Origin of the sequence: Bordetella pertussis 18323 (assembly GCF_000306945.1) — a bacterium.
Lineage (GTDB): Bacteria > Pseudomonadota > Gammaproteobacteria > Burkholderiales > Burkholderiaceae_B > Bordetella > Bordetella pertussis.
Genome location: NC_018518.1, coordinates 3,685,793 through 3,700,290, shown reverse-complemented (window position 1 = coordinate 3,700,290; position 14,498 = coordinate 3,685,793). Strand labels below are relative to the sequence as shown.

The following is a 14,498-nucleotide window of genomic DNA, read 5'->3' as shown; positions in this document are numbered from 1 at the left end:
GGCCCGCGGGCCGGCCCGTTGCGGCCTGTCAGCCGGCGACGGCCTGGTAGCCGGCCGCGTCAAGCAGCTTGTCCAGGTCGGCCGCGTTGGCCGGCTTGATCTTGAAGATCCAGGCGGTATAGGCCGATTCGTTGATCAGGCTGGGGTTGGCTTCGAGTTCGTCGTTGAACGCGACGATCTCGCCGTCGACCGGCGCATAAATGTCCGAGGCGGCCTTGACCGACTCGACCACGCCGGCGGTTTCGCCGGCCTTCAGCGTGGCGCCGACCTTGACGTCGCCGACGAAGACCAGATCGCCCAGCTGCTCCTGGGCGTTGTCGGTGATGCCGACGACGAACACATCGCCTTCGGCTTGGACCCATTCGTGGGACTCGGTGTACTTGCGATCGGTGGGCAGGCTCATGGGAGCTCCTCTGGCAATTCAGTGGGAATGGAGAAAGTTTGCGCGCCTCCGGCGGCCAACGGCCGCGCGGAAGCCTCGAGTTTACGAGTGTTCGACGGCTTTGCCGTGACGCACGAACGGCAATTTGCATACCAGGGCGGGCACCCACTTGCCGCGGATTTCCACCTCGACGGCGTCGCCGGGCTGCACGCCCACCGGCATGCGGGCAAAGCCCACCGACACGCCCAGGGTGGGCGACATGGTGCCGCTGGTGAGCTCGCCCATGCCCTGCGCGCAGCGCACCGGCATGTGGGCGCGCATCACGCCGCGCTCCTGCAGCTTCAGGCCGACGAAGGCGCGCGGCACGGCGAACTGCTCGATGGCATCGCGCCCCACGAAGCGGCGCGCCTCGTCCTTGAGCGCAACGGTCCAGCTCAGGCCGGCCTGGTCGGGATGGACGAGTTCGTCCATGTCCTGGCCGTAGAGATTCATGCCCGCCTCCAGGCGCAGCGTGTCGCGCGCGCCCAGGCCGCAGGGCCGCACGCCCTGCGCCAGCAGGTCGCGCCACAGCTGGACCACCGCGTCGGCGGGCAGCACGATTTCGAACCCGTCCTCGCCGGTATAGCCGGTACGCGCCACCAGCGTGCCGGCCTCGACGGCCGCGGCCGAGAACGGCGCCAGCGGCTCGGACGCCGCCTGCCACGCGGGACGGGCCGCCCACACCTTGGCGCGGGCGTTGGGGCCCTGCACCGCCACCATGGCCAGGTCGCGGCGCGGCGCGATCACGACATCGAAGCCGTCGGCGGCGGCCACGCGCTGCATCCAGGCGATGTCCTTGTCGGCCGTGCCGGCGTTGACCACCACGCGCCATTGGTCGGGCGCGAAGTAGTAGATGATGAGGTCGTCGATGATGCCGCCCTGCGGGTTCAGCATGCAGCTGTACAGGGCCTTACCCGGCGTGGCCAGGCGGGCCACGTCGTTGGCCACCAGGCGGCGCAGGAAGGCGGTGGCGTCGGCGCCGCCGACATCGACGTTGAGCATGTGCGAGACGTCGAACATGCCGGCGTCCTGGCGCACCGCGTGGTGCTCTTCCAGTTGCGAGCCATAGGCCAGCGGCATGTTCCAGCCGCCGAAGTCGACCATACAGGCGCCGGCGGCAAGATGTTCTTCGGCCAAGGGGGTGCGTTTGAGCGGTGCGGACATGCGAGGGCTCCAGCGGCAGCATTGCCAGGATTACGGAATGCCGGCCCCGATGCGGAAAGCGTCCGGGAACCGGTCGAATTTTCCGCCCCTCTGTCCTTTTGCCTGAGAGTTGCCCCGCGCGAGCGGGTTTGCACCTTCGGCGCCTGGGCTGCTTGCGCACCGCGAAGGTGGCCGCGCCAGGTCTCTCCAGAGTGCTGTTTCGAGCGCGCCAGGCGCTACTCGATGCAGTCGCGGTATGGGTTACCTGAGCGATTCCGGGCGAATTGCGCCTTCGGCGGCAGCCGCAATCGGCCGCTCTCTCCCGCGACATGCGTGACAGCGCGCAAAGCATACATCGAAAGCGCCATGCCGCAAAGCGTCCGGATGGGCGCCGATCCGCCCCTGTTTCGGCGCCTCAGCCCAGCGCGGTATCGAGCAGCATCATCAGCACGAACCCCAGCATCAGGCCGGCGGTGGCCGGCACCTCATGCCCCTTGCGGTGCGACTCGGGGATGATCTCGTGGCTGATGACGAACAGCATGGCGCCGGCCGCGAAACCCAGCCCCCACGGCAGCATCGCCGCCGACCAGCCCACCACCGCCGCGCCCACGATGGCGCCCAGCGGCTCGACCAGGCCGGACAGCATGCCCAGCGCCACCGAGAACGCACGGCTGTAGCCGGCGGCCAGCAAGGCCAGCGCCACCACCAGCCCTTCGGGCACGTCCTGGATGGCGATGCCGGTTGCCAGCGCCGCGCCGCGCAGGCTGTCGCTGCCCGCGTAGCCCACGCCGATGGCCAGGCCTTCGGGCACGTTGTGCAGCATGATGGCGAAGACGAACAGCCAGGTGCGGCGCAGGGTGCGCGAGGCGCGCCCTTCCTTGCCCTTGATGAAGTGCTCGTGCGGCAGCAGCCTGTCGCTGGCCAGCAGGACCGCGCCGCCCAGCAGGATGGCCGCCCCCACCAGGATGCCCGCCCCCCAGGGGCCGTAGCCCTGCGCGCCGGCCGCGGCGATGCCCGGCACCACCAGCGAGAAGGCGCTGGCCGCCAGCATGACGCCGGCGCCGAAGCCGAACATGCAGTCCTGCACGCGCTGCGACAGGGTCTGGGAGAAGAGCACCGGCACCGCGCCCAGGGCGGTGGCGCCGGCGGCCACCATGCCGCCGGCCATGGCCAGGGCGACGTGCGGCCAGCGCCGGTCGAGGAACTCCCACAGCTGGTAGCAGGCCAGGCAGGCCACCAGCACCGCCAGGGTCATGGCGCTGACGCTGGTGAGCGCCGGACGGACGCGGTGGCGGCTGTGGGTATTCATGCGGCCTCCCGGCCGAGCTCGGCCAGGGCGATCTCGTAGCGGCGCGCCACTTCGGCCCAGTCCACCACCCGGTAGAAGGCCTCGATGTATTCGGGGCGGCGGTTCTGGTACTGGAGGTAATACGCGTGCTCCCAGACATCCAGGCCGAGTATCGGGGTGTTGCCCTCCATGAGCGGCGAATCCTGGTTGGCGCTGCTGTCGACCCGCAGGCGGCCGGCAGGCGTGACGGTCAGCCAGGCCCAGCCGCTGCCGAATCGGCCCAGCGCGGCCTGCGTGAAGGCCGCCTGGAAGGCGTCGTGCCCGCCCAGCTGGGCCTGGATGTCGGCCGCCAGCCGTCCATCCGGGCGGCCGCCGCCCGACGGCGACATGACGGTCCACAACAGGCTGTGGTTGGCATGGCCGCCGCCGTGGTTGCGCACCGCGCCGTGGATGCCCGGCGGCAGCGCCGGGATGCGGCGCAACAGTTGCTCGACCGGCTCCTCGCTGTCCAGGCCGGCGCCTTCGAGCGCGGCGTTCAGGCCGTTGACGTAGGTCTGGTGATGGCGCGTATGGTGTATTTCCATCGTGCGTGCATCGATATGCGGCTCGAGCGCATCGTAGGCATACGAAAGGGCAGGCAGGACGTATGGCATGCGGTCTCCGGCATTTGCATTTGGTAAAGACAAATGATAGTCATTTCCATTTACCAAAACAATAGGCGCGCGGCCCTGCCCGCATGCGCCGTGCCCGCCAGGCTAGATGTGAACTGTCAATAGGTTGTATTCGTCCAGGTTGAGTCTGGAGATGGGTACAGCGCGCCCGATGCCTTGGTGGGGTCGATGCCAGTTGTAGTGGTGTAGCCAGGATTTCATGGCATCGGCTCGGTGTTGGGAGTTCTGGTAGGTGTGAGCGTAAGCCCACTCACGCAAGGCCGACTGGATGAAGCGTTCGGCCTTGCCATTGGTCTGTGGGCGGTAAGGTCGGGTAAAGCGGTGCTTGATGCCCAGCTCATGGCACAGCGCGGCGAAGGCGCGGCTGCGAAAGGCCGAGCCATTGTCGGTGAGCAAGCGCTGGATGGTCACGCCCAGGCGCTGGTAGTAGGCCACTGCGTCCTTGAGGAACTGGACGGCGCTGGGGAAGCGCTCGTCGGGGTGGATGTCGGTGAAGGCCACGCGGGCGTGGTCATCGATGGCCACGAAGACGAAGTCCCAGCCGGCCCCCTCAACGGTATCGCGTCGGTTGCCCGCGACCCGGTGGCCAGGGCGCTGGATACGTCCCAGCTTCTTGATGTCGATGTGCAGCAGATCGCCGGGGGCCTGATGCTCGTAGCGCACCACCGGCTCGGCCGGCTCCAGGTCGGCCAGGTGCGACAGACCGGCGCGGGCCAGGACGCGGCTGACGGTGCTGGCTGACACGCCCAGCGCCTGGGCGATGCGCGCTTGGGTCAGCCGCTTGCGGCGCAGCTCCACGATAGCCAGCGCCTTGGCCGGCGCAATCGCTCGGGGCGAGACCGTCGGGCGCGAGGACGCATCGGCCAAGCCCGCCTGGCCCTGAGCCAGGAAGCGGCCCAGCCATTTGCGCACAGTCGGCGCGGTGACCCCATAGGCGCGGGCCGCTTCAGGCACACAAACTTGATGGGCGATCAATTGCTGGACCATTTCGAGTCGACGTAGGAAGGTCAATCGGGCATGCTTATGGGTGTTCATCCGGCCGGGCTCCTTGAGTGAACTGGGGGGTCGGCGATTTCCAGTTTCTCAAATCCGGTTCGGATGAACCATGCATACAACCTATTGAATCTTCACAGCTAGATCATGATTACAAGGAAATACGTAATCTGATGCTGCTGATTTATCAGCATGTTCGGATGAAGGGAGATTTCACCAGAAATATCAGCATGGTGCGCATTAGAGCTGCTGAGGAGAACTGCTATGAGGTCCGCTCGCAGATCATGGTCATGCACACCGACCAGTGCGGAACCACCAAGTTGTTTGCAGTAGGTAGTTATACAGACAAAGTCACACGTAAACAGGATCAACTGCGGCTGCTGGAGCGCAAGGTGTATTTGAATACCCGTGATCTTGGCTCAGGCATTCATGTGCCTATCTAATAAATTAACGGAGACGAGGTATGACACACAGCAATCACAACAGTATGCGCCGTAGCACGCTGCGCAAGTTGACTGGTCTTGGCATGGGCACCATTCTGACGGCTGGAGCCGGTGCCGCCGCGGTCCTCGCACCGTTTAATTCTTTTGCCAAATCGGAAGCAAAGGCGGCTTACCGATTCAGATTCGGCACTATTTATACTCCGTCAGCGGCAGAGTATACAGCTCCTGGTATTTACGACTTCGTGGAGCGCGTCCAGCGAAAATCGGATGGCGAGATTGCAATTCAGCTGATTGATAAAGCCCAGGCGTGCTCTGAAGATCAGTGTGCTCAGCGAGTAATGAGTGGCATTCTGCACATGGGTTCCTCGACCTTTCAGAATACCGGCGCAACCATGCCGTATTCCGTCGCGTTGGACTGGCCATTTCTTTGGAAAAGCCGAGTCGCCTATCATAATTTTTTGTTGAGTAAAGAATCGAATCGCCTGTATCGCGACGTGCTGCGAAACAAATACGGCGTGGTGCCTCTGTATGCAAGCGGAAGTATGCGCAACATTATGATGGGCAAAAAATATTCCGAGGCAGCGGATATCACATCGCCCGATGCACTCAACGGCGCCAAGATCCGAATTACGAATAGCGAGATGATCAGCAATTTCGCCAAGAGTATGGGGATGGCACCCATCCCATTAGCCTGGGGAGAACTGCTGGAGGGTTTGAAGTCTGGGTTGGTGGACGCGACAGAAACCTACCCAAGCGCTGCCGCGGGGTTCGGTATGTACTCGGTCTTGTCTCAGGATATTGACGTTCAGTTTTGTCCAGGCTATTCGATGATTTTCATGGCAGCCAAGACTTTTGACAAACTGCCTGAGCGCTTGCAAGAGCTGATCTACGAATCTGCATACGAGAGCATGGTCGAAGCATACCAAACTTCGATTATTGCCGAGTCTACGCTAGTAGGTATTGGCCCCAACCCATCTCCTGATTCCGCGTATCAACGAGGCAAAATCCGCCAGATAAAACTGAGCCACGAGCAGCACGCAGCGTTCAAGGAGAGCGGCTCGGTTGAAAACAACTCACAGTTGTATGCAAATCTGAGAAAGCAACTTGATGACATTGCAGGAATCGATGTCTACGGTGCCCTGAGCGAGTATGCCAAAAATACATCAAGTACAGAATTAATGGCCGAGAAGTGGTGGACATAAGCACGTCTCTGCAATTCGCCAATGCATCAAAAATTTGAATACTAAAAGCGGCGGGAAAAGATGACGCTGAAGAAGATTTGCACAAACGCCAATCTTGACCGGGTTCTCCTGAGAATAGAGAACTCGGTGATGATAGTCACTTATCTCATACTCATCTGTCTGGTGGGCGGAGAGACTATTCGCAGAGCCATTTTCCAAGAGCAAGCAACTTGTGGGGGCCTGAGATTGCGATGTACTCATTTATCTGGCTATCTTGGTTTGCCATGGCAAGGCATTGTCGCTACGGAACCAACCTGGGCTTCACAAAGATCAGAAACTCCCTTCCTGCGCCTGTCAGAAGAGTATTGGAAGTCATCGATGCAATTCTATGGCTGGCCATTGGCGCCGTCGTGTTCTGGAGTACGGCCGAACTTATCTCGAGCAATTTTGTGACCGAGCAAATGGTCATGAGTACGCCTATTCCCGCATGGATCATCAATTTGGGGGTACCCCTGGGTTGGGCCTTTTCAATGTTGAGAATTGTTCAGCGGTTATGGCTGGTTCTGTTTCAGTGGGACTTTCTTGAAAACGAGCGAATTAATAATTATTTGAGCGCTTGAGTCAGCTGAAATTAATTGTCGGGACTATTTATGCTCTTACTAATTTCATTTTTTTGTATAGCGCTGTTCATTCTCGGCACGCCGATGGTCCTCTTGCTTGCTGTGTGGGTGGCGGCAACATCTTATTGGGTAATTGATTATCCTTTGATGAGTATGGGATTGACGTCCATTGATTCGTTAAAGAACTATACATTCCTGGCAGTACCTTTATTTATTGCTACGGGGGATCTACTCACCGCGGGCGGCGTTTCACAACAATTGATCAAATTTTCGCGCGCGGTTATCCGTGCCGTGCCAGGTCGAACGGCAGCCACCTCGGTGCTGGCCAGTGGCATGTTTTGCGCCATTAGTGGTTCGAGTGCAGCCGCTGCAGCGACCATGGGCAAGTTGATGGCTCCGGAATTTAAACGGGCCCAAATTCCCATGCGACGAGGAGGCGCGACGGTAGCCGCCGGCGGAATCCTTGGCGGACTCATTCCGCCAAGCACCATCATCATCATTTATAGCTTGACGGTTAACGTTTCTCCGGTTGAGCTGAATCTGGCAGCGATATTGCCAGGCATACTCATACTGCTGTTCATATTTTTCGTGTCGATCATGCGTACGCGTCAGTATGAGCCCGCATCGAAATCCACAGATGGCTACTTTAAAGAAGTAGGAACCTCGGTGCTTGGGGCAACCCCAGCCTTTATCGCTATCGCGCTTTTGTTTGTCGGCCTGTATTCGGGCCTGTTTAGCCCGACCGAAGCCGCGGGCGTCGTCACGATTTACTGCGCGGTGATCGGACTATATTGGTCTAGCCAGTTTGGCATTCGAGACATACCAAAAATACTTATGGAAAGCGCTTCGGTGACCGGAATCATCGGGCCGATCGTTGTTTTTTCCATCCAGTTTCAACAGATTCTTTCCGTAATGGAAATTCCAGACTTGATATTGGTTCAGTTGGTAGAACTTTCATCTGCTTATGGCGCAACGGTTACGCTAGCGGTAATGATGGGCATTGTTTTGCTCTTCGGCACGTTCATGGAAGTCATTGCAGTAATACTGATTTTGGCGCCGATATTTGCTCCTATCGCAACAGAAATTGGCATGAATGGTGTGCACTGGGGCATGATTTTTATTATTGGCGCGTCGATAGGATTTATTAGCCCTCCGCATGGCCTGAATCTGTTCATTACGTCGATGACAATGAAAATAGATTACGGGGAGTTGATGGCCGAGATTGTGAGAATGATTATTCCAATTCTTGTTGCCTGGCTTATCGTTGCCGCTTTCCCATATATCAGCCTTGTTTTTGTATAGATGAGATGCTGGCTTATTTGAAGGGTAAAAATTGATGCAGCAAGAACAACGCATATTATTCAAGAACGATGTCGGCGATTACGCTGCAGTAGCTGCAGGAGAAGAATCGGTACTGCAAGCTGGGCTGCGGCAGTCGGTTCCGCTTAATTATCATTGCGCAAGTGGTAGCTGCGGTTCTTGCAAGGCGCGTCTCATTCAAGGAGCGTTGAAAGTCTATACCGGTACCGACTTCATACAGGTTTCGCATTCAGCGGGCCAAGCATGCGAATGCCCCGAGGTGCATTTGTGTCAAAGCCACGCCGTGTCTGATTGCGTATTCGAGGCCTTATACGACAAGAATGTACCGCCTGATTTGGCAGCGCCAAAACATTACGCCGCGTCGCTTAACGATGTACGGCCGTTGGGTTCTGGCTTGTATCGTTTATTGGTGGATCTTGACGATAGCATTCGTTTTTTACCTGGCCAGTATGTGATGCTGGCTACAAAGGCGGGGGGGCGGGCGCGCGCATATTCCGTCGCAAATTTTGCGCAGGATTCCCGCCAGTTGGAATTCATTCTTTCATGCAACCCAAATGGAGCGATGTCGCCGCAGCTCTGTGATATCAACAATATCGGTATGCAATTGCAGGGATATGGGCCACTGGGTAAAGCCTACATCCGTCCCAAGAAAGATAACGAACTTGTCATGTTAGTCGGCGGGTCGGGCGTGTCGGTGGCTCTGTCCACATTGGAGTGGGCCATTTCCTCCCATTACATAGATGATCGGCACCTGACGATATTCTGGGGTGTTCGAGACACATCGCCCATCGACCTTATCGGAGTGTTCAATCGATATGCGGCGGTTCATTCCAACCTCCGGGTTGCCGTATGCAGCGATATATCGCCAAGCGTACAGGACAGGGGCCGATTCCCGTATATCGAGTTTTTTACAGGGTATCCCGCTGATCACATCGTTAATGATGCGAGCATAAGCTGGGAAGGCAAGGAAGTATATATTTCAGGGCCACCGCCGATGGTGGATCATACGATTAGGCAGCTGATGATCAACACAGAGATCGATGCGCTTGATATCGAGTGCGATAGTTTTGTTTGAAGTTGCAGCGATTATCATTGAAAGCCCAAATTCCGAAAGCCCTGGAAATATTTTTTCAAAGAGCAGTGAAAACGATCACTGCATATTTAAATAAAGGTTCTCTGTGACGGGCGCTAACTTGGTTAAAGCCTGCGAAGAAAATGAGATAAGAGAAGGCGATATAGTTGAAAAGAAAATTAACGGGCTCGATATCATATTGATGCGAAATGGAGAGCAGTTCTTCGCGGCCCAGGCTATCTGTCCACATATGGATGAAAAGCTGTGCAATGGATTGTTCAAGAAAACAAAATTGATATGTACCAAGCATCTCTGGCAGTGGGATCTTGAAACGGGGAAACCCTTGGGCGCCGCAGAGAAGCCGATTCAGATATACAAGACGACTGTAAAAGAAGGTGTCGTCTACGTAGGTGTGGATAATTAATAGGAGAACAGTATGGCCAGGAAATTGCTGATGCTTGTAGGGGACTACGTTGAAGATTATGAAGTGATGGTGCCTTTTCAGGCCTTTCAGGCGCTCGGGTATCAGGTGGATGCTGTGTGCCCGGACAAGGCTGCTGGGGACTACGTCATGACAGCCGTTCATGACTTCGAAGGAGCGCAAACCTATAGTGAAAAGCCGGGCCACAGGTTCACATTGAATGCTTCATTCGATCAGATAGAGATGGAGAAGTACGACGGACTGGTGATCCCGGGAGGCAGGGCGCCCGAGTATTTGCGTCTCAACTCGAAATTGTTGGCGTTGGTTCGTTATTTCTTTGAAGCCGAAAAGCCAGTTGCCTGTATCTGCCACGGCATTCAAATTCTCAGTACTGCGGGTGTGTTGGAAGGGTATAAATGCGCCTGCTATAACACCTGCGCCCCCGAGGTGACAGCCGCGGGGGGGACGTATGTCGATATTCCCATGGATGAAGCGATTACCGATAGAAACTTGGTTACCGCCTTTGCCTGGCCTTCACACCCGGCGTGGATTGCTCAGTTTGCAACGTTGCTGGGAACAAAAATTACTCACAATTAAGCAGGGCCGACCTTTCCAGTAAAAATAAATCATATTAAAAATAAAGGAAGAGACAAATGAACTGGATTGCTAAGACGGTAGTGGGAACGGCGCTCGGTATCTTAGGGGCATGGGGGGGTGCGAATGCTGCGGCCTATCCCGACAAAGCTATTACACTGGTCGTACCGTTCCCACCCGGTGGGGGCACGGATATCATGGGCCGCGCCCTTGCAGAACAGTTAGGCAGGGAGTTAAAGCAGCCGGTCATTGTGGTAAATCGGAGTGGAGCTGCCGGTAATATTGGGGCGGCTTCCGTGGCGCGTGCGGATAATGATGGCTATACACTATTAATGACATCCGCTCCATTTGCCATCGCTCCCGCCATTTTTCCAGATCTCAGCTTTCACCCCATCAAGGACTTTACTGCAATAACGCAGATATCCATGGTGCCGTTGCTGGTGGTAACGCGTGCGAACTCACCACTGAACTCGATTTCAGATCTTGTCGCAGCGGCAAAACAAAATGAAGATAGTATTTCTTTTGCTACCTTTGGCGTCGCCTCTCCACCCCATCTCGCCGGGCAGAAAATACAGGAGTTGGCAGGCATGAAAATGCTGCACATTCCATACAAGGGTGGCAGCGAGGCAATCACCGAGCTGCTGTCCGGGCAGGTGTCCATTGGCATTCTCGATGTTATATCGATGATGCCCATGGTCAAAGATGGGAAATTGAAAGCATTGGCCATAACAGGACCTGTGCGGGCTCAGGCGCTGCCAGATGTGCCAACGCTTGTCGAGGCTGGCATTTCGTATGATGATGTAGGTTGGTTTGGCTTGTTTGCTCCAGCAGGCCTGTCACCAGCGATAACGCAAATCCTGAACGTGGCGGTTAATAAAATTTTGGCTAAGCCCGAGATGCAAAAATTAGTCGTTGCAAGCGGCACTGTTCCGATAACACCGTCTACATCGCCCGGAGAGTGGCAGGCGCTATTTAATGAAAATGTACGCGCTTGGGGAGCCTCCGCCACCGAAGCGCTGAAAGAAGACGAGTGATGTGAGCCGGTTGTACGTCTCTTTATGCAACTCAAAATAGGGACCACGATGGTCGTTCAAACGGCCCTTGATCGAGGCAGAGGCAGTGGGCCATGAGCGTTTGCTGTCGTAAGCCCCCCCTGTCAAGTAGACATTGTCTGATAGACGACCGGAGCGAGGGTTAACCGGGGCATGAATTGCATCGGCGGGAGGCCGCCCAGCGATTTGTGCGGACGGGTACTGGTTGTAATCGACCAGCCATTGATCGGTAATCGCTTGGACCAGCTCAAGGTTGGCGAACAGGTGCGCGTCGAGCACCTCGGTCCGATAAGTTCGATTGAAGCGCTCGATAAAGGCGTTCTGATTTGGCTTGCCAGGCTGGATATAGCGGATCGCTATGCCCTTTTACGCCATCACCCGTTCCAACTTTCACCGCAAACCCATATGGATACCGAACTTCCGTCCTTGGAGCATGCGGACGGTGGGGCAGTTATAGGCGGTGCTGTTCCGGAACTGACCCGGGCATTCCGGATGCCCGAAGCTGAATTTCGATGCGATTTTCTTTGGGACAGCAGGCTCGTTTCGCGCCCAAGACTGCTTGGTGCGTTCCGAATCCGTCAGATAGCGGCACTTATGCTTGATTGGCTTAGCTCCGAGGCAGAAGTTCTCAAGCGTATTGTTGCTAATCGGCAAGCGCTTGCCAGCACGATGTACTTTGCGCTTGACTCCGCATTTCCTTATCCTGAACATGCCTTCGCTCAAAGCGTTTACGTCGGGATCAACATTCCAAGAGCCAAGCTGCAGCTTTCTCCTGATCAACGGCCAGGAGACGTTGACTGTTTGATCGTTCCGTTCTCTGACAACGAAATCCTCTTAGAACGGACGATTGCCATTGAAGCCAAGATCGTTCGTCCATCAATTAGCAATCCGGGGCGGAATGCAAACACAATGGGGAGAGCACAGGTAAGAGGGTTGCTGTGCTATGGTTTCCCATTTGTGGGTTTAGTACATATCTCTGTGCCGGAGTCTATGCCCTCGCATATGCACTGGGAGGTTCCAGAGATATCTGACATCGCGGGCTCGAATGGTGAGCTGATAGAAACAGGTGAGTACTTTATATTCGACCCTTTCCCTCTGGCCAGTGCCAGGCGGCAAGAAGGTAGAGTGCTTGCTTTAGGCCTGCCGGTAGAGGTCGGTTACCGAGTGATCGCGCTGACGCTGTCAAACAACGGCGAGCGATTCTGCGGCTTCACTATCGGCGAAGCACGTGCGGGCGCGCGTAATCCTGTCGTGTCACACCGTGTGCTTGAAGCCGTTCGGATGTTGTTGACCACTGAGCCACATTTGTTCGAAGTAGTTCATTGGTTTAACGAGGTTGGTACTTAACTGATCCGTCGCTCGCTTCGCTGATTACAGGGCTTGCAGAGTACTTCGTTCTTTTATAAGCCTTTAACTAAATTAAACATTCATATTTGAATTTTTATTGTTAAGTCGCCTCGTTGATTGTGCTGTGTCGATATGTTCAAATATGAGCGCCTAGTGGCGATTTTCATCCATATCTGAGCAGGTGTGCGCATGCCGACTTCCGAACAGAGAAATTGCAGCCCGCGGGTCGCGATGCCTCGGCCTGTGGAGCGTGCGTTGCAACGCCTTGGACAGGACATCTCCACCGCGCGCCGTGTGCGTCGCTTGAGCCAGGAAGACTTGGCGCAGCGTGTTGGCACTTCGCTCAGTACAGTCAGGCGTATGGAAGACGGCCATCCCGGCACTGCCTTGCATACTTTCCTGCGCGCCTTGCATGTGCTTGGCCGTCTTGACGATGTGCTGCGCGTGATGGCCACCGAGAATGATGTGCTGGGGATGGAACTGGTGCGGGAGCAACTGCCGCAACGAGTGCGTACGGTTCGCGGCAGCAAGCCGCGAGTCGGTCATTCCGCTGCAGTCAAGGAAGGTGCGTCCGATGACGCCGATGAACTGGAGGGTTTCTGATGGCGACCAAGTCCTTGAGGCGTCAGGACCTGGAAGTGCATCTGGGATCTACCGGCCAGGTTGTCGGGCGCTTGTATCTGGGCAGCGGCAAGCGCAGTGCGTTCAGCTACGACGAGCGCTGGTTGCGCGATGCGAGGTTCTTCACGCTGTCGCCTGATTTGCTGCCCGTCCTCAGCGTACAGCACCCTCAGGAAGTATTCTTTCGCGCGCTGGAGGACACTGCGCCGGACTCGTGGGGCGAACGCGTGATCCGGCGTGCGCATGCGAGGTTGCGACAGCAGGACGGAGAGACGCCTCCGCTGGAGCCTGTCGACTTCCTGATGTGGGTCGATGACGAGGCTCGTGTCGGCGCGCTGCGGCTTTTCGATCCTCACGCCAAAGTCTATTTGCGCTCAGGCGCAACGCCCGGGCATGTGCCGCCGTTGGTGGAGCTGGATAAGGTCGTGCAAGCGGCTCGAGCGTTGGAGGCTGGAACGGAGACCGCGCGCGACCTGCAATATCTGCTCGGGCAAGGGACTTCGCTGGGCGGAGCTCGGCCCAAATCGAGCGTGCGGGATACGGATGGCCGCCTGGCATTGGGCAAGTTTCCCAGCCAGGCTGACCGACGCGATGTCATCCGAGGCGAAGTGCTGGCCATGCATCTTGCTGCCAAAGCAGGCATCAAGGTGGCAGCGGCGCGTGTGGAGTTGATCGGCGGGACGGCGGTTGCCATCATCCGGCGGTTCGATCGTACCGACGATGGCGGCCGTATTCCCTATGTATCGGCCGCGACGATGCTGCAGTCTGATGGCCGGGACACCGTGCACGCCTATACGGAACTGGTCGATGTCCTGCTGCGGGAAGGTGCGGACCCGATTGCCGACATACATCAGTTGTGGCGCCGGCTGGTCCTCAATTTTCTGATCTGCAATACCGATGACCATTTGCGGAATACCGGGTTCCTGTATGACTCGCGTAACCATGGCTGGCGTCTGTCGCCAGCATTCGACCTCAATCCGATGCCAGGGGATCGCCGCGAGAGCAAGACATGGTTGACGGAGGATTCCGGGCCGATTGAGAGCCGGGACATGTTGATGGAAGGGGCGCCTTACTTCAGATTGGCTGCGGAAGAAGCGGCCGCAATCTGGACGGAGGTAGCTCAGGCCGTAGGCAGCTGGCGCGTCGTGGCCAGGGGGCTCGGCATGCAAGGCACTGATCTGGTGGATTTCGAGCCCGCATTTGCGTAGGGCCGTACTATCCAGGCCCATCAAACTGGCACGAATTGCCGTAAATCGTCGCTGCGGTCGTGCGTGAAAGAGTGGGTGCAGACAGCGATGGTCCAGCCATTGC

At 57.3% G+C, this 14,498-nt stretch carries 16 protein-coding genes, 1 pseudogene and 2 riboswitches; of the genes and pseudogenes, 11 read left to right on the top strand and 6 right to left on the bottom strand.

Annotation, left to right across the window (positions count from 1 at the left end; all coding sequences use genetic code 11):
- Window positions 1-28 precede the first annotated feature (28 nt).
- From gcvH to BN118_RS17505, 5 genes are all read right to left on the bottom strand, one after another.
- On the bottom strand, window positions 29-403 hold the full coding sequence (gene gcvH, locus BN118_RS17525; protein WP_010929676.1) for a glycine cleavage system protein GcvH: 375 nt from the start codon (window positions 401-403) through the stop codon (window positions 29-31).
- A gap of 81 nt (window positions 404-484) precedes the next feature.
- On the bottom strand, window positions 485-1,585 hold the full coding sequence (gene gcvT, locus BN118_RS17520) for a glycine cleavage system aminomethyltransferase GcvT (protein ID WP_014906081.1): 1,101 nt from the start codon (window positions 1,583-1,585) through the stop codon (window positions 485-487).
- A gap of 80 nt (window positions 1,586-1,665) precedes the next feature.
- Window positions 1,666-1,785: riboswitch (glycine riboswitch) on the bottom strand.
- 21 nt (window positions 1,786-1,806) lie between these two features.
- Window positions 1,807-1,899, bottom strand: a riboswitch (glycine riboswitch).
- A gap of 80 nt (window positions 1,900-1,979) precedes the next feature.
- Complete coding sequence (locus tag BN118_RS17515; protein WP_010929674.1) at window positions 1,980-2,873, bottom strand: ZIP family metal transporter; 894 nt, start codon at window positions 2,871-2,873, stop codon at window positions 1,980-1,982.
- The gene (locus tag BN118_RS17510) at window positions 2,870-3,505 is read right to left on the bottom strand and encodes a superoxide dismutase (RefSeq protein ID WP_010929673.1); all 636 of its coding nucleotides are present in this window, start codon (window positions 3,503-3,505) and stop codon (window positions 2,870-2,872) included. The genes BN118_RS17515 and BN118_RS17510 overlap by 4 nt, the downstream gene beginning before the upstream one ends.
- A gap of 102 nt (window positions 3,506-3,607) precedes the next feature.
- The gene (locus tag BN118_RS17505) at window positions 3,608-4,558 is read right to left on the bottom strand and encodes an IS481-like element IS481 family transposase (protein WP_014906080.1); all 951 of its coding nucleotides are present in this window, start codon (window positions 4,556-4,558) and stop codon (window positions 3,608-3,610) included.
- A 17-nt stretch (window positions 4,559-4,575) separates the two neighbouring features.
- On the opposite strand from BN118_RS17505, the gene BN118_RS17500 reads away from it, so the two are divergent.
- From BN118_RS17500 to BN118_RS19740, 8 genes are all read left to right on the top strand, one after another.
- Window positions 4,576-4,959 carry an aromatic-ring-hydroxylating dioxygenase subunit beta gene (locus BN118_RS17500; protein ID WP_080019455.1) on the top strand — a complete coding sequence of 128 codons (384 nt, stop codon included), beginning with the start codon at window positions 4,576-4,578 and terminating at the stop codon, window positions 4,957-4,959.
- 20 nt (window positions 4,960-4,979) lie between these two features.
- The gene (locus tag BN118_RS17495; protein ID WP_010929603.1) at window positions 4,980-6,161 is read left to right on the top strand and encodes a TRAP transporter substrate-binding protein; all 1,182 of its coding nucleotides are present in this window, start codon (window positions 4,980-4,982) and stop codon (window positions 6,159-6,161) included.
- Window positions 6,162-6,391: 230 nt separating this feature from the next.
- Window positions 6,392-6,760 (top strand): TRAP transporter small permease, encoded by a 369-nt coding sequence (locus BN118_RS20960; protein ID WP_235094350.1) that lies wholly within the window; start codon window positions 6,392-6,394, stop codon window positions 6,758-6,760.
- A 30-nt stretch (window positions 6,761-6,790) separates the two neighbouring features.
- Window positions 6,791-8,062: a TRAP transporter large permease gene (locus BN118_RS17485; protein WP_019247832.1), complete on the top strand. Its 1,272-nt coding sequence runs from the start codon at window positions 6,791-6,793 to the stop codon at window positions 8,060-8,062.
- Between the two features lie 34 nt (window positions 8,063-8,096).
- Window positions 8,097-9,155, top strand: coding sequence for an FAD-binding oxidoreductase (locus BN118_RS17480; protein ID WP_029443770.1), 1,059 nt, complete (start codon window positions 8,097-8,099; stop codon window positions 9,153-9,155).
- Between the two features lie 103 nt (window positions 9,156-9,258).
- A complete protein-coding gene (locus BN118_RS17475) occupies window positions 9,259-9,576 on the top strand; it encodes a Rieske 2Fe-2S domain-containing protein (protein WP_080019454.1) in 318 nt (105 codons plus the stop codon).
- Window positions 9,577-9,588: 12 nt separating this feature from the next.
- Window positions 9,589-10,170 carry a DJ-1/PfpI family protein gene (locus tag BN118_RS17470; RefSeq protein ID WP_010929599.1) on the top strand — a complete coding sequence of 194 codons (582 nt, stop codon included), beginning with the start codon at window positions 9,589-9,591 and terminating at the stop codon, window positions 10,168-10,170.
- Window positions 10,171-10,226: 56 nt separating this feature from the next.
- Window positions 10,227-11,201 (top strand): tripartite tricarboxylate transporter substrate binding protein, encoded by a 975-nt coding sequence (locus BN118_RS19740; protein WP_050849198.1) that lies wholly within the window; start codon window positions 10,227-10,229, stop codon window positions 11,199-11,201.
- A gap of 122 nt (window positions 11,202-11,323) precedes the next feature.
- On the opposite strand, the pseudogene BN118_RS20015 reads toward BN118_RS19740, so the two are convergent.
- Window positions 11,324-11,567 (bottom strand): annotated as a pseudogene (locus tag BN118_RS20015) (integrase core domain-containing protein); the annotation flags it as partial.
- Here BN118_RS20015 and BN118_RS17465 point away from each other — a divergent pair.
- From BN118_RS17465 to BN118_RS17455, 3 genes are all read left to right on the top strand, one after another.
- Entirely contained in the window at window positions 11,457-12,566 is a 1,110-nt protein-coding gene (locus BN118_RS17465) for a hypothetical protein (protein WP_019248277.1), read from the top strand. The pseudogene BN118_RS20015 and the gene BN118_RS17465 overlap by 111 nt on opposite strands.
- Window positions 12,567-12,749: 183 nt before the next feature.
- A complete protein-coding gene (locus tag BN118_RS17460) occupies window positions 12,750-13,169 on the top strand; it encodes a helix-turn-helix domain-containing protein (protein ID WP_010929596.1) in 420 nt (139 codons plus the stop codon).
- Window positions 13,169-14,395 carry a type II toxin-antitoxin system HipA family toxin gene (locus tag BN118_RS17455; protein WP_010929595.1) on the top strand — a complete coding sequence of 409 codons (1,227 nt, stop codon included), beginning with the start codon at window positions 13,169-13,171 and terminating at the stop codon, window positions 14,393-14,395. Before BN118_RS17460 ends, BN118_RS17455 begins: the two co-directional genes overlap by 1 nt.
- Window positions 14,396-14,498 lie beyond the last annotated feature (103 nt).

Coding starts and splice junctions, on each gene's coding strand:
- BN118_RS17515 (WP_010929674.1), bottom strand. CDS start 2,873: ATGAATACCCACAGCCGCCACCGCGTCCGTCCGGCGCTCACCAGCGTC.
- BN118_RS19740 (WP_050849198.1), top strand. CDS start 10,227: ATGAACTGGATTGCTAAGACGGTAGTGGGAACGGCGCTCGGTATCTTA.
- BN118_RS17505 (WP_014906080.1), bottom strand. CDS start 4,558: ATGAACACCCATAAGCATGCCCGATTGACCTTCCTACGTCGACTCGAA.
- BN118_RS17470 (WP_010929599.1), top strand. CDS start 9,589: ATGGCCAGGAAATTGCTGATGCTTGTAGGGGACTACGTTGAAGATTAT.
- BN118_RS20960 (WP_235094350.1), top strand. CDS start 6,392: ATGTACTCATTTATCTGGCTATCTTGGTTTGCCATGGCAAGGCATTGT.
- BN118_RS17455 (WP_010929595.1), top strand. CDS start 13,169: ATGGCGACCAAGTCCTTGAGGCGTCAGGACCTGGAAGTGCATCTGGGA.
- gcvT (WP_014906081.1), bottom strand. CDS start 1,585: ATGTCCGCACCGCTCAAACGCACCCCCTTGGCCGAAGAACATCTTGCC.
- BN118_RS17480 (WP_029443770.1), top strand. CDS start 8,097: ATGCAGCAAGAACAACGCATATTATTCAAGAACGATGTCGGCGATTAC.
- BN118_RS17485 (WP_019247832.1), top strand. CDS start 6,791: ATGCTCTTACTAATTTCATTTTTTTGTATAGCGCTGTTCATTCTCGGC.
- BN118_RS17510 (WP_010929673.1), bottom strand. CDS start 3,505: ATGCCATACGTCCTGCCTGCCCTTTCGTATGCCTACGATGCGCTCGAG.
- gcvH (WP_010929676.1), bottom strand. CDS start 403: ATGAGCCTGCCCACCGATCGCAAGTACACCGAGTCCCACGAATGGGTC.
- BN118_RS17495 (WP_010929603.1), top strand. CDS start 4,980: ATGACACACAGCAATCACAACAGTATGCGCCGTAGCACGCTGCGCAAG.